We start from the raw sequence: 13,397 nt of genomic DNA on the forward strand, positions 1-13,397 counted from the left end.
GCATTTCGGCTCCCTTCTTATTAATTAATGTTCCACCTTTACAATTTCATTATAAACGATTTTGCTTCGTGGGTTATGATTGACTATCGTTTGTTTATACCCCTTTGTCCCCCATCTCCACCATAGGAACCTGTGTTTATATATCCGGCTTATCGCACTTGAAAGACTGTCTCTCACTTCATAAGTAAATGTGCTGTCAGGAATATTTGCATAAAAATCCACCCATTTATCTGAATAATTGAAACAGCTGTCTTTCAGAACAAATACAATACTGTCTTTAGTGACAACTTTTGTGGTTGTGATATATTCGACTTCTTTTGGACGCAGATTCAATTCTTTTATTAGTTTTGCATCCGCACTCCGCAGCTCTTTCAATTCTTCTATGTTAAGCCGTAAAACATGGTTTTCAACCACATTTAGACTATCCCTAATCTTATATTCTTCAAGCCCAGTACAGAGACTTTTCATATTATCTGAAAGTCGGGCACTTTCCTTCTTCTCTTCCTGCCACAACCGGTACATCAAAAAGGTTGCCGCAAGGAGTAACACAAAGATTACTCCTATACCTATCTTCAATCTCATAATCAATCTGTATATACATTTTTACCAACTTCCGCAATAACTACCCATGCACCATTACAGAAACCATATATCTTACCGTCATTCTCCGGCATTTCAGGTATTGTATTAAGTTTTGTTTCATTGGCAGTGGCTTTGCTAAGAGCTGTTTGAGCTGTACTTTTTGCAGCATCAGCCGTTGTTTGTGCGGTCACGGCCTTTCCATCAGTAACAGCCAACATTCCAGTCAGAGTTTTTTCATTGGTTACTCCTGCAAGGAAGGTTTCAATTTCATTGAAGGTGTCAATGGCCGTAGTCGCATCAACAGTACCAACCAATTCATCCAAAGCGGTCTTCACCGCATTTATGGACTGTTCCAGTTGGGACTCTGCCAGTTGAGCACGTCCGCTTTCTGCTAAAATATCCGATTTGCTCGCACTGCTGCTACCATCAGAACTTTCCAAAAATGAAGATGAAATAGGAAGTTCATTACATCCTACCATAACATATTGTCCGGCTATCAACCCGTCGACATTCATATCACAGAACTCTCCAACCCCAAGTGCTGTTTTGTAAGGTACATAATCCTTTCCATTAGAACTTTTGTACACAACAACTCTGTTGTTTGCTGCATCTCCAAAATTGATGCTAATAGCAAATTTCCCAGTAGATAACTGTATAGGTTGGCTTTCGTACCAATCCTCTTCTTTAAGAGTAAAATTCAAGTTTGCCATATCTTCTATGTGTTTATATGTTTGTTTCCTATATCAACTCCCAACCTTTCCTTACCTCATCCATGTTTGCAGGAACACCATTCTCAACATAACTCATTGCAGCCACCACCGCAATAAGTTGTTCCCGGTTGTTTCTGTTCAGAATTGTATGACGAGATATGCCTGAACGCTTTTCGACTGTGGCAATATACACTTCAGTATTGTTCTCACATGGCGGTGCCCATCGCATAATAACATCTTCAAGTTCATTGGCCGTGCCGTCTTTGTCAGTATCATACTTATTAAGAATATAAGTTTGAAGAGTTTTAAAAGCAGCACGATAACCGTATGCCATAGTTTTAAACTGAAAGAAACTTTTATCTGTCTGTGTTGCAGACAACCCCTGCCATTTCGTATTATTTCTCCGTATATTTAACGGATTATTATTCCGTAGTCCCCGTGTCATTTTTATCCTCCTTTTCTTTTTGTGTTTCAAACAATATTTGTGCGGCCAGTCGTGCTATATCGTCCTTATTCTCAATGATTATACTCATGGTCTTTTCCGCTTTCCGAAGCTCGGCCTTTTCCCATGATTTCTCACGTACCGATTTGAACTCACAGAAAACGCAATAAACCGCCCATAACATAGCGAATACTGGAAATGGAATGACGATGCAACATATAAGGTCAATCATAACCAGTGTCAGAAACGGATTAAAATATTTCTTCGCTTTTGTCGCTGTCATTTTGTACTTCTTCGAGGTACGAAGTTCCCCACGCTGTTTGGCCTTCTGAATCCCCGAAATAAAATCTATCCCCATTGCGATTATGATAGCTGTCATACTTACCGCTATCAAAACCAAATGTAAAAACAAATGGTCGTGAATGAATGTTTCAATAATGTCGTTCATATCCTTTTGTGTTTGCGTTTATTATTTTTATTCCAATAGTAATTTGTTGATAGCATCAATAAAGGCTGGGGAACATAAACTTGCGTATTCCTTAATCATATTACACTCTTCATCGTTATACTCAATTTCTCCATTGGAGTTGAATATTTTAAATGCGAGGGCATGAGCCTCTATTCCCCTGCCAAGTTGATAAATGATATTGGCAAAATCCTTCTTGTAGTTCTCAACGGAACATCTCGTCTTATCAATATCAACAAATATCTCAATTCTTTCAAAATTTATCCTTTTCATAATCACTTCCAATCATTATCATTTGAAGCACCGAACATCAGTCCTCTTCCCAACCAGTCAGAGTTCGGTGACGGATACATAAAATCCACCAACTGCATACAATGGTGCATGGAACCGCCATTCAATGTTTGCTTTGTTCCATTCGCATATATCTGAACATTATTATAATTGTCATTTGCATTAACCACGAATATCCTTTGGGTGACGGCAAGACTCAAAAGATAACGGTAGGTTACATTCGATGTTATTCTAAATATAACCGTATCAACTGGAAAACCCGAAGTTTCACCGTTATAATCGTATCTTGGCGAATAGCAAGGAACTGTATAATAAGTTTCGTTAGCAGAGGAAGTCCCGGAAGTCAAAGGTATATAAGTACCGGTTTTATCAGCACCTTTTGTGTACACATAGGCATAGGAGCCGTAAACTACCATAATGCTTCTTTCCCTTGCGCCAAACACGCCTCTACACCATAAGTCAGAAGTGTAGAAACGTAATGACCGGTTATCCTTAGTACCTTGATGATACATATCACCATCAAACCACATTCTTCCATCACTTCCAAAGCTGATTCCTCCAACCGCATCACCAGCAGCATTCACGCAATTCAACCTTGTAAAAGAGCCTGATACACCTTTCAATGTACCTTCAAAAGTGCTGTCACCTGAAATAACCGCACCAGCCGCATAGAGTTTCCCTGCTATACTCACCTTATATGGCGCATCAGTCGGTGTTGTAGCTCCAACCCATAACGGATAGTCACCACCAACAAGACCTGCTGCAACCGTTTTATTATCGCCCTTCATTATCAAAAGCTGATTACCCTGCATGAACCGTAGAATAGCATTTTGAGCCATGATAAGCGGAGTGTACACTGGCACCAAAGAATTAAACTTCTGCCAATAAGTTGTATTTGTCACCGGAATGGAATCACTGGACGTATGAGTTTTCAGACATTTATACGCATTAAACGTATTAGCACCGGTAGTCACAATTGCAATATCCAAGTACCGGGTACCGGAAGTCAAAGCCTCGTCATTGCGATACTCTATGCCTTTAGCCCATTCGGATTGCCGGAGAATACAGCCTTGCAGCCCGTTTTTCCCCGGTTCCCCATTAGTACCGTCAATTCCATTTTTGGCCTTTCTTCGTATTAATATATGCCCTTGCGCCTCCATACCGGATTACTTCAATTTTGCTAATACTTCTTTTGCGATCTCCTTAGCCTTGATACGATAACTCTGATAATCAGTGTATTCTTTCAGATATTCGGCACGCTTACCTTCGTCAAGTTCCGAAGCCATATCACGTGCCATTTCCAAGTTGGCGAAAATGGCATCACGTTTATTCGCATCATAACGTTCCATGATAATGGCACTTACAATACTGTCATAATCATGTTCCCCTTCAACATCCACGTTTTCACAGACATACTGGTCTTCAACCACCACATCTTCCGAACCGGCCTTTTGAACAGCTTCTCTTCTCTCAAAGTCGAAGTAAATGCGTAGCAACGCACCTTCAACTACAAATTCAATACCAGTCGGCAGTTCTCCTACAAGAGTTCCATAACTTTTCATAAATTACCTCCATTTTTATAATTATTCTTCAAAATAATAAGCACTCTTCCCGTCACCTAACGAACGCCGCTTGACAATCACATTTTCCACTGGAAAAATCTTCTGACCGTTATTCTCCGCTTCGCGAGCCTGATCCAACACATCTTTCAGATTGTAACAGTTCGTTATGAATTTGCTACGTTGTCCGTTCTGTTCAAAAAGAACACAATATCTACCTTCACCTTGCTTTGTCTTCACATTCGTTTCAAAGTCCACCACTGTTATAGGGACATTGAGAATATCCATCAATCTTGTCTCTTTTACATCGAAGAACTTCTTTCCGTCCTTTGTTCTACCACTCTGTTTGATACCTTTATCTGCAAAACTCATATCATTATTTGTTATTGTTCTCCATAAATTCTTACAATCTCCCCACTTACACCAGCCCCAGTATGAAGCTCGTATCTCGCGGTTACGTTTCCGGCTTTTTATTCGTTTCACCTTTCGGGCAAAGTTCTTTTTCATATTTTTACGCATCCGAACATTATCTTTCGTGAAGCAATAGCCCAAAAAGTTAATCCTTCTTCCTCTTACTACGTTTTCGCTTTCTATGCTTTTTGTTCCCATTTTTTGTTTCTGTTCCTATCGGAGCAATACAACTGTTTGCTTTAACTACCAACCCAACTTTTGCACTTTCCCGTTCATACGCACGAATAAGAAACAACGCTTCGGCCTTAGAACGAGCCAGCATAACATTATCATCGCAATATCTATGCAGGCATTTGACACGATATTTCTCCTTCATTGTATGATCTATCCGGCTTGCCGCAAAATTCCCGATAGGTTGGCTTGTAAATGCTCCAATCGGAACACCTCTTCTTCCGTTCAACTTCATTCTCCAATACGTCAACTAACTCTGTTCCGCTGTCATACGATAAAACAGCTATCTCGATCAATTTAATAAATCGTTCATCTTTGAATTTCCTTCTCAATGCAGCAACAATAAGCTCATGAAGAATACTTTGATAGAACTTTTTGAAATCAGTCTTTACGAACCATTTGTATTCCGGGTACCGGTGAAGAAAACGTTTCATTCTCCTTACTCCAAAATGTAATCCCTTTCCCTTGATACACGCACTTGTATCATAAATCAAATTTCTATAAACATCTTCTTCAATCACCCTCATAATTGCATGGTGCAATATACGCCACGGGAAATATTTCTGTTTGACAATATCTCGAACCTTTCCTGCATCACTTTTTACTCTCATTACGCTATAATCCGGTGCCGGAAAATCCAATGTCAGGATCATCAACTGCAAAGCTCGGAGGTCTTCTTCCGGGTGTAGATTATGCCGCCTGATAAAGCGGTTTTTCTTAACCTTCCCATCTTGTGCTTCTTTGTCCGCTTCACGTAAATTATTTATCTCTGCTATACGTTCAAGAATATACCCGGCTCTTTTAGATTTCTTTCCACCGTTTGCTTCTATCCGTTTATTGTCAGCCTCTATCCTTTCCGCTATAATTCTATCAATTTCATTATGCGATAGACTCTTCCAATCAATATCACTTCTTCCAATATTCACTGCTGCTTTGTTTTAAAATTTACACCATACTTCCAATTTTGTCTTGTTCAGACTATTTTAATTATTCCGATAACTGCAAGCTGTTTTTACTTGCTTGAATAATTCGCCCGGAGCTTTCGAGAACCAACCTACTAACACCGCTTGTTGCCTTTCGCAAATTGGGCAACCTTTCCGCATTCTTGATTTTCTGACATCGTAACCAATTGATTACTACGTTGCAACGATATAAATCCTGCAAGGTCATGGCTCGGAGAACTCGCAGATTACTCTACGATAAATAAGTATGGCGAGAGCCGATATTCGCATTCGAGTTCGACCAATCGTTATTCGAGTTCGCATAAGCGAGGCCGCAATTCGCACCGTTATTCGCATTACCGCCCCAAAGAACCAGCTCTTGTTCCCCTCTGCCAACCGTCCACGCCTTTCGGCTTTCGTCCCGTTATCCGTTGCCGTAAAACGAGAAGGTGGACGGGTTTTAATTAATTGAAATTCAAAGAACTAATATTTCAAAATCTATTATGCAGCCATCAAAGATGCACCGCTAACAAATGTTAAATTCCCAAAATACGCAAGGCGAGAGCCGATATACGCAGACGAGAACGACCAATCGTGATTCGAGGTCGCAGAAGCGAGGCCGCAAGTCGCACCGGTATACGCATTACCGCCCCAAAGAACCAGCTGCCCAGTAGTGTTTGCCCATGAATAATCAGCCCAATAAGAAGTGCTGTTTCCACCAATCTTTTTCGGGAAAATATCAAAATGCTCCCCAAGAATTATTTCCTGCACTTGACCGGAAGCTGTCTGACGGGTAGCTTGTCTGTATTCACCATTTGGATGCGCAGCTAATTCAGCAGTAGTCGGTAAACGGTTTCCTTTGTAAATGAAAATTTCCGTTCCACTTTGAGCACTATTGTTGGAACTACCGCAAAATACTCCTTGCAGAAATTCCCACTGCCACCCATAAGGATCTTCTATACCCATCATGTTCACCCGTGAACAATCCACTCCAGTATTACTTCCATTCACCACAGAAATAGCTATTTTGCCCCAATTGTCACCGAGACTCTTTGTTGCGCCAGTTTGCAATGCTGCCGCAGCAGCCCACAAGTCTTTACTGGAGCTACCACCCACACCATAACCAAGTTTGGCTTGAATATTGGTATCTCCGTACTGGGACAGCCCCAACATCATAATAAGCTTTCTCTGATCGTAATCGGTCAGTCCCCATTCCTTACCGTTCACTTGTGCAGCATTCCAAAATGCGTTGATTGTCTTGCTGCCTGCCGGTGCAACTCCTGAACGTGAAACAAGTGCGCTACCTGACATGGAGCCTTTGTATGCACCGATACAGTTATACATTCCACCATTTGCCCCACCAATAAACTCACCGCCAATAGGTAGCATCGAGAGCCATAAGACTGGTACACCACTTACACTGTCAGTCTGTACACGATAATACAAACGTGGCCCTATCCACATCACATGCCCTTTGGTTTCATCCACCGCAGTACCATCAGCAAACACCGCACTATTGGTAGGGGACATTTTAGCAGCCCTTCCATCATTCGTTACGAGATAACGGCCACAATACAACTTGTATTCTGTCCATGCGGCTGTATTACCTATCACACCATAGTTCGTGCTACTTTGGGTTGATTGTTTGATTGGAATCCCCCAAGCCACCTGCCTCAACATTTGTTCGTCACCATTATTAATAGCATTCATGAAGTTTTCCACGGTAATGCGTCTGACACTACCACCAACTTCCACCAATACTGTATTGGAACGCAGAATGGAGGTCACCAATGTTTCATTTCCTAATCCTTTAGTTGCCATAATATTATTTTGTTTTTATGTTAATTAAAATGACATTCTGCCAAAACATCAACATCATATTGAGTCCCGTTTCTGTCAGTTTCCGTTGTTGTTACAGATATAGAATTTGTTGTAGAATGTTTCAAACTCTTCCAGTTTTCCTTATCCATCACATCCATAGTCCACGATGCGGAAGTAGGAGTATAAGTTGATCCAGTAGTCATATTTACAATCTTGGCACTTACAGTAACGGGCTGTCCGGTATCAACCTCTTTGTTAGAAGAAGTTATATAACACACAATCTGAAATTCATCTGCTGTGTCAACAATGCGTACCCCAGCACGTGCTATCGGCTGTGAAGCACTTGAAGACTGATAAACTTCCGCTATGAACAATTGAGTACCATCCACATCACCACGGGTAACAGTTATGCTCTTTTGTCCGTTCTTATCAGTCCAAACCGCCGTGTCCTTATACCATTTTATATAGTAATCGGTAATAGCATTAGCACCGGCATACAGTTTTGTAGTCAGAGTACAACTTGTTACTTTACTTGTTAGCTGCTCGGTACTTGCAAGAATAGCAAGATAATAAGAACTGGCTCCCATGTTCTGAATGGCAATAGGCAGTTCCCCAGTCAAATTATACTCAACACCTGCCGTAGAAGCGACACATGAATAAGTCAATGTATCTCCTGCAATATTCGTTTTGCTTGCCAAGTTTCCGACAATTTTAATGGCACCGGTACTGGCATTCAAAGAGAATTTGCCCGTACTGTCTTTTTTCCAACCTCCACTTTCCGCACCGTTAAAATTTAAAGCCACTCCATTATAAGCCCAACTATGGCCTGACAAACTGACCGCCAACCCACGTGCCGAAGTTACTTTGGGTGTCCGTACCGGCTGATTCGCAGCTATACTCCAATCAGGAGAGACAGCCCCACTTTCTTCATCTACGGCCTGAAACAATGGAATGCCATTATTTTCAAAAGTCAGCATCAGGCTGTCATTGGAACGAAGACGTTTAATCGTGATGCTATTTTGGGCACTATAATTTTCTGCCATATTCCCAACCTCCTTCTGATATAATTTGATTCATGCTTGTATTAGTATAAACAATACCGTCCAACAACAGTATTCTATCTTCCAGTTCTCCATCAAGAGAAGGCAGGCACATTACCTCCTTTTCATTCAAGATGATGGATTCTCCCTTTACCAAGTGCCCCAACAACAGAACCCCGGCATCCAAAGCCTTTTCCTTATTTGCTACAACATACCTCATATCAATTATTTATATATATGTTCCCGTTACTGTCCGTATATTCATTTGTCCCATCAGTCAATACAGAGAAAGCCTTTTTTTGCTCGGCCTTAATGTACACGTCCAACCAATCGTCAAGATAAGTTTCACCAATACCGGTTCCATCCAACATTATCACAGTTTTTTCCCCTTCCTGCCATTGTACCCCGGTCTTATTTGCACTGTCCGTAAACCATACCATGCGGATAATCGGTGCCGGTATCGGCACAATTTCGCCATTCCACTGTACCATAGCTATATTCCTATGCAGGATTTCATCAGGATTGATGGAAGCCTGACTTGCCGGTATGCACGTAAATTTTGGATAAACACGATTGACGGAGAATTGCTGTCTTGCAACCTCCTTTCCACCAACCTTCACCAACAGCAAGTAATCCCCCTTCTCGACCAAACGCAAGTCCATTGTCAGGCTGGTTAAGGACAAAGCCACTATTTCATGGTTTGCGGTAGTCAGCATTGTTTGACTTGATATGCTGTTCACCTGATAAAGTTCAATTGTATATCCGGTAGTTATTTTATTCACTCCCTTTGTTACCATAAGTGGAATGGTGCGCTCGTATGAATTTTCATCCAAAGCTGCATTCCTATTGGCCGTAGATGCGGAAATCAAATTGTTGGCTACCTTGTAATCATACAACAAAAGCTTGTCAAGAAATGGATTGTACTGGATTATCTGACTATCCCCAATAGACAAACCGTAGGTATCTTCACTCTTATCTACCGTTGTCAACATGATAGAGTCAGTCTTAACGGGAATATTCACCCCAAGCCGGGTATCAGCTATCAGACCTTCAAAATACAACTCAAAACTTTCACCCGGAGCCACATTTCTGCTTATGGTAATGGCACCGCGTGTATCTCCAACCGTATCTATACTGTACTTCCCATTCCATGAACTGATTGCAGAAATATTCTCTCCATTAGCAAACCAGTTCATTTCTGCCAACAAAGAATTAACATAAGGCATATCCCAGCTACCGTCAGCGGCATTCGCTATGACTTCCGGTAAAATCACCAGCGGAGTACCCCCACGGTCAGGATCATATTCATTTGCCACCGGATTATAGACCTGATTGGCCGGACTGTTCGGTGTCATTATCTTCAAGCTTACTGCAATCGTAAGCGGTTGAAACTCTTTTCTGATTCTTTTCTTTTCACTCTCTATCATATCGTCACAATTGCTTCTACTGATGCAGTATCATTTGTTGCCGTTATGGTAAACAAGGTACTTACCACTGTTACTGAATTATTTCCTAAATCACTAATTTCCTTTGTGTTATGTATCGTTATTGAACCGTTGAAATCTTTATGCTTGATATTCCAAGCTTCATCATCGGCGGTATCTCCACTATCCCTTCGGATAGCCCATTGTCTAACTGTGTCTGTAATATCCTCCCAACCTTTAAAGACCTTGCAAGTAATTTCCATTGATTCACCATAAGCAAGAAAATTGTCACCTTGCGTATCAATCTCAATGCGTACTGGTGCATCTATCTGTAACTGTTCGATTGTGCCGGTCATATAAATGTTATTCAGATAAGCGGAATAACCGGTCATATCCAACCCGAAGATGTTGAGATTGCTCAAATCCCCATCCTGCATTGCAACCATACTCTTTGTAAACTCCCAGTCATTTACCCCTACCAAGAAACGGCGGTATGTCCTCGTCTCATAAGCGGAAGTCTGGCGTTCCTTGTTTGTAAAGTTGCCATAAGCGACAAAATGCAAAGCCTCACACGGATGGAAAGAATATTGCCAACGATCAGAAACACCACGAAGCACATAGCGAAACCTTTTGTTTGTTCCGGCATCCAATATTTCTGTAATACGAAAATAGATTGTACAGAAACCGGCAAACATACGGTTGCCACGGCTATCATCTATATCAGATACCGCATTATTCCCCGGCGTTTCATAGTCATGGAAATACCCCATGCAAATATCATCCACAGCCACAGCACCTATTTCACCGTCTTGTAATTTCAAACTTATTGTCCCGGAACGTAGCAAGTTACCATCAGCATCATAATCAGGCTCAACACTCTCTATAATTCCAGCACCGGGAGAACGCCATTTGTCACCAAGCACAATTTCAGCACGGTTAAAACGCAATTCCGGCACCTCTAAAAACCTGCGTAACGTGAGGCTTTCCATATACCCACGTCCCATGCTGTCTATTTTCGCCCCAAAGCCGGTCAAACCCTCTGCAAAACCGCTTGCACCAAAGATAGCACCGGCTAAGAAGCCGATAAGCCCAGCTGCCGTATCATTGTGGGTGCGCGAAAGAAAAAGCTGATTGCCCAGTGAACGGATGATAGACTGTATCTGTTGGGTATTCAAGCCACCGGTTCCCTGCCCACCACCTGCAATAGAGTCTATCTGATTTTGGATTTTTTCAAGCGATCCAACAGCCTTTTCCTCCCGAAGTGTCATAGTGTACTTCGGTATCATATTTTCTCCCTCTTTGATAATAAGGGTATCAATAATGATGCTGCCTTCAATACCAAGATCGCTATCAGTGAATAGCATCAAGTCCCCTTCTTTCAAAGTATCATGTATGCTTGCTTCCCCCCTTGCAACAGCCTCATCATGTTGGCGTGCCATGAAAATATCATCCACCTTCGGTTCATACGAATAGCGCACATAGTCATTCTTTGCAAGATATTTTTTCGCGGTAGCAAGCAACCGTTGTGAAGCGGCCTGAATATAAACGTCCGGCATATCAATATAAAGCAGGACAAACTTGTCACCGGACTTTATATTGTAATCCTTGTATGGGAAATATAATTTCAGACTTTCATCATATACACGGTTACAAGTCAGCACATATTTATTGCCCTTCTTCTCACATTTGGTTATTTCAAAATCCCGGCCACCACACATGCCGTTTTTCATGCTAATGGTGGCTGTTTCAGAAGTTAGGTAATCGTTTATATTGAAACCAACATCTTTTAGCGTTATTGTAAAAGGTGGGACATCTTCACCTTCTTTCAGGCTATCCATTGTACCATCATCTGTCAGTTGTTCGGCATCAGCCACTTCGTCAAGATTGCCATTATCCCCGGCATCCAACGATACATAAATACCTGCATCTTTCAACTGTTCGGCGGTCATACCTTCCATTGAAGGACATATTTCTTCCAAATCACCGGTACCGTCAAAATAAACACTCCCTTCCCGAATGCCAAGCACAGCAATATTCTTGCTGTCAATATATGGATCAAGCGTTGTCTTAGGAAAATCAGGTAACATCAGATTTTCCACGGCCATGTTATTCGGCAAATAATTGGTAAGAGAACTGTTTGAGAGCTTATTATAATACCGGTTAGGCATATTTCTTGTACTACCGTATGCACGCAATCGCGTAATAATCTGTTGATCCGCATCGGCTGTACGTTGAATTTCGTACAAACCGTTTCCACGTCCATACTTGAAAATATTGCCCACAGCAATACCGGCAGTACCGATTGTTATTGTTCGGCCACGAATAACAAAGTTCGCACCAAATTTTGAATTGAGCAACTCCAATGCGCCCCATACCTTTATATTGTTCACATCAATGTTTACATTGGTAGTGCTCACATATTCAGGGTGTACGACAACCGTCCATTTTTGTGCTCCGGTATATATACGGTCAAGATTTACTTGAACACGGTCTGCCAAATCTTGTATAGACGAAGCGAAGAAACTGAACTTTGGCAAAGAAGTGAAGTGTATCTGATTATCACTTTTCACATAATCAAGAAAATCACATCGCGTCAATTCATCTCCCGGCCAGTTAAACTTTATGTTATCATAAACAAACGCTTCTCCCGAAGTTTTTCTTGCCGCCTTTTTTAATGCCGTAGGATCATAGTTTATCTCAAACTTCTCGCCACGGTACATAACATAGTCACCTATCTCAAAAAGAATGGGCACGGCACTTTTCAGAGTGCTTGTCACAAAACATGCACCCATCCATGTACCATTATACTCCAAACTTTTCAGCGTACAACGTACCGTATTGCCAGTTTTATCATAAACCTTCCATGCCATACAGCTATACTTTTTCAACCAATGCAACTATCTTTGTCGGTTCCGCAACACTATACGAGGGGATTATTTGAGTTCGAGGATCAGTTACTCTAAATTTTACCGGGAAGGTCAAGACTTCATCCATATTGGACTTGTTAAATTCAAAATCTCCAACCTCCAGCAAGTAAAGTCCTTGTCGCCCGATACCCGTGTGCGAGTTATATATTTTCAAAGTGGCACCGTCACCATTCTCTCCCGTAAGATAGTTTTGAAAGGCCATAATTTTATCGTATGCAGTACCCAAATCCCCCTTATAGCACATCTCGGCCTCCAAGTCGTATGCTTTTAATGGTAGCTTGTCGGGTATGTAAGTATCTTCACCGTCTTCATCCGACCAATCCCGTTTGGGTAAATCTTTCGTTTCCCCACCCGGCTTGAACGGAAATTCAGTGCACACAATTCCAAAATGCACCAAGCTGTCTTTGACCGGAGCATTCTCGGTAGTTTTCTGCATCAAAATAGAATACGGTTCGTTCATATCCACATATTAAAAAAGAGCTTGCCGCAGAGATATTTAGTCTCCACAACAAGCTCTATGGCCTTATATTTTAATCTTATTTCAACGCAAAT

15 protein-coding genes are annotated in these 13,397 nt (G+C 41.5%); all 15 read right to left on the minus strand.

Annotated features, from left to right (window positions below; translation table 11 throughout):
* Window positions 1–24: 24 nt before the first annotated feature.
* Entirely contained in the window at window positions 25–588 is a 564-nt protein-coding gene (locus BSCG_RS15855; protein WP_005794364.1) for a DUF6549 family protein, read from the minus strand.
* The gene (locus tag BSCG_RS15850; RefSeq protein ID WP_005794365.1) at window positions 585–1,292 is read right to left on the minus strand and encodes a hypothetical protein; all 708 of its coding nucleotides are present in this window, start codon (window positions 1,290–1,292) and stop codon (window positions 585–587) included. Before BSCG_RS15850 ends, BSCG_RS15855 begins: the two co-directional genes overlap by 4 nt.
* Before the next feature lie 28 nt (window positions 1,293–1,320).
* Window positions 1,321–1,737, minus strand: a complete 417-nt coding sequence (locus BSCG_RS15845; protein WP_005794367.1) for a hypothetical protein — start codon at window positions 1,735–1,737, stop codon at window positions 1,321–1,323.
* Window positions 1,715–2,182, minus strand: a complete 468-nt coding sequence (locus tag BSCG_RS15840; protein ID WP_005794369.1) for a hypothetical protein — start codon at window positions 2,180–2,182, stop codon at window positions 1,715–1,717. The genes BSCG_RS15845 and BSCG_RS15840 overlap by 23 nt, the downstream gene beginning before the upstream one ends.
* Window positions 2,183–2,209: 27 nt before the next feature.
* A complete protein-coding gene (locus tag BSCG_RS15835; RefSeq protein WP_004326738.1) occupies window positions 2,210–2,473 on the minus strand; it encodes a hypothetical protein in 264 nt (87 codons plus the stop codon).
* Window positions 2,474–2,475: 2 nt separating this feature from the next.
* Window positions 2,476–3,651 (minus strand): hypothetical protein, encoded by a 1,176-nt coding sequence (locus BSCG_RS15830; protein ID WP_004326739.1) that lies wholly within the window; start codon window positions 3,649–3,651, stop codon window positions 2,476–2,478.
* Between the two features lie 6 nt (window positions 3,652–3,657).
* On the minus strand, window positions 3,658–4,053 hold the full coding sequence (locus tag BSCG_RS15825) for a hypothetical protein (RefSeq protein WP_005794372.1): 396 nt from the start codon (window positions 4,051–4,053) through the stop codon (window positions 3,658–3,660).
* A 21-nt stretch (window positions 4,054–4,074) separates the two neighbouring features.
* Window positions 4,075–4,557 (minus strand): hypothetical protein, encoded by a 483-nt coding sequence (locus tag BSCG_RS0127455; protein ID WP_224205385.1) that lies wholly within the window; start codon window positions 4,555–4,557, stop codon window positions 4,075–4,077.
* 245 nt (window positions 4,558–4,802) lie between these two features.
* On the minus strand, window positions 4,803–5,618 hold the full coding sequence (locus tag BSCG_RS15820) for a hypothetical protein (RefSeq protein WP_005794376.1): 816 nt from the start codon (window positions 5,616–5,618) through the stop codon (window positions 4,803–4,805).
* Window positions 5,619–6,134: 516 nt separating this feature from the next.
* Window positions 6,135–7,454, minus strand: coding sequence for a hypothetical protein (locus BSCG_RS15815; protein ID WP_008775826.1), 1,320 nt, complete (start codon window positions 7,452–7,454; stop codon window positions 6,135–6,137).
* A gap of 20 nt (window positions 7,455–7,474) precedes the next feature.
* Window positions 7,475–8,497: a hypothetical protein gene (locus BSCG_RS15810; RefSeq protein WP_008775827.1), complete on the minus strand. Its 1,023-nt coding sequence runs from the start codon at window positions 8,495–8,497 to the stop codon at window positions 7,475–7,477.
* Window positions 8,481–8,714 (minus strand): hypothetical protein, encoded by a 234-nt coding sequence (locus BSCG_RS15805; protein ID WP_005794383.1) that lies wholly within the window; start codon window positions 8,712–8,714, stop codon window positions 8,481–8,483. The genes BSCG_RS15810 and BSCG_RS15805 overlap by 17 nt, the downstream gene beginning before the upstream one ends.
* 1 nt (window position 8,715) lies before the next feature.
* Window positions 8,716–9,921, minus strand: coding sequence for a hypothetical protein (locus tag BSCG_RS15800; RefSeq protein WP_008775828.1), 1,206 nt, complete (start codon window positions 9,919–9,921; stop codon window positions 8,716–8,718).
* Window positions 9,918–12,788 carry a hypothetical protein gene (locus BSCG_RS15795; RefSeq protein ID WP_005794390.1) on the minus strand — a complete coding sequence of 957 codons (2,871 nt, stop codon included), beginning with the start codon at window positions 12,786–12,788 and terminating at the stop codon, window positions 9,918–9,920. Before BSCG_RS15795 ends, BSCG_RS15800 begins: the two co-directional genes overlap by 4 nt.
* A gap of 4 nt (window positions 12,789–12,792) precedes the next feature.
* Window positions 12,793–13,305 carry a hypothetical protein gene (locus BSCG_RS15790; RefSeq protein ID WP_024987266.1) on the minus strand — a complete coding sequence of 171 codons (513 nt, stop codon included), beginning with the start codon at window positions 13,303–13,305 and terminating at the stop codon, window positions 12,793–12,795.
* Window positions 13,306–13,397: the final 92 nt, after the last annotated feature.

It is taken from the genome of Bacteroides sp. 2_2_4, from assembly GCF_000157055.1.
GTDB lineage: Bacteria > Bacteroidota > Bacteroidia > Bacteroidales > Bacteroidaceae > Bacteroides > Bacteroides ovatus.

What these genes read in the sequence shown, in the direction of transcription:
- BSCG_RS15850 (WP_005794365.1), bottom strand. Translation starts at nt 1,292, where the DNA reads ATGGCAAACTTGAATTTTACTCTTAAAGAAGAGGATTGGTACGAAAGC.
- BSCG_RS15845 (WP_005794367.1), bottom strand. Translation starts at nt 1,737, where the DNA reads ATGACACGGGGACTACGGAATAATAATCCGTTAAATATACGGAGAAAT.
- BSCG_RS15840 (WP_005794369.1), bottom strand. Translation starts at nt 2,182, where the DNA reads ATGAACGACATTATTGAAACATTCATTCACGACCATTTGTTTTTACAT.
- BSCG_RS15835 (WP_004326738.1), bottom strand. Translation starts at nt 2,473, where the DNA reads ATGAAAAGGATAAATTTTGAAAGAATTGAGATATTTGTTGATATTGAT.
- BSCG_RS15830 (WP_004326739.1), bottom strand. Translation starts at nt 3,651, where the DNA reads ATGGAGGCGCAAGGGCATATATTAATACGAAGAAAGGCCAAAAATGGA.
- BSCG_RS15825 (WP_005794372.1), bottom strand. Translation starts at nt 4,053, where the DNA reads ATGAAAAGTTATGGAACTCTTGTAGGAGAACTGCCGACTGGTATTGAA.
- BSCG_RS0127455 (WP_224205385.1), bottom strand. Translation starts at nt 4,557, where the DNA reads ATGAAAAAGAACTTTGCCCGAAAGGTGAAACGAATAAAAAGCCGGAAA.
- BSCG_RS15815 (WP_008775826.1), bottom strand. Translation starts at nt 7,454, where the DNA reads ATGGCAACTAAAGGATTAGGAAATGAAACATTGGTGACCTCCATTCTG.
- BSCG_RS15810 (WP_008775827.1), bottom strand. Translation starts at nt 8,497, where the DNA reads ATGGCAGAAAATTATAGTGCCCAAAATAGCATCACGATTAAACGTCTT.
- BSCG_RS15805 (WP_005794383.1), bottom strand. Translation starts at nt 8,714, where the DNA reads ATGAGGTATGTTGTAGCAAATAAGGAAAAGGCTTTGGATGCCGGGGTT.
- BSCG_RS15800 (WP_008775828.1), bottom strand. Translation starts at nt 9,921, where the DNA reads ATGATAGAGAGTGAAAAGAAAAGAATCAGAAAAGAGTTTCAACCGCTT.
- BSCG_RS15795 (WP_005794390.1), bottom strand. Translation starts at nt 12,788, where the DNA reads ATGGCATGGAAGGTTTATGATAAAACTGGCAATACGGTACGTTGTACG.
- BSCG_RS15790 (WP_024987266.1), bottom strand. Translation starts at nt 13,305, where the DNA reads ATGAACGAACCGTATTCTATTTTGATGCAGAAAACTACCGAGAATGCT.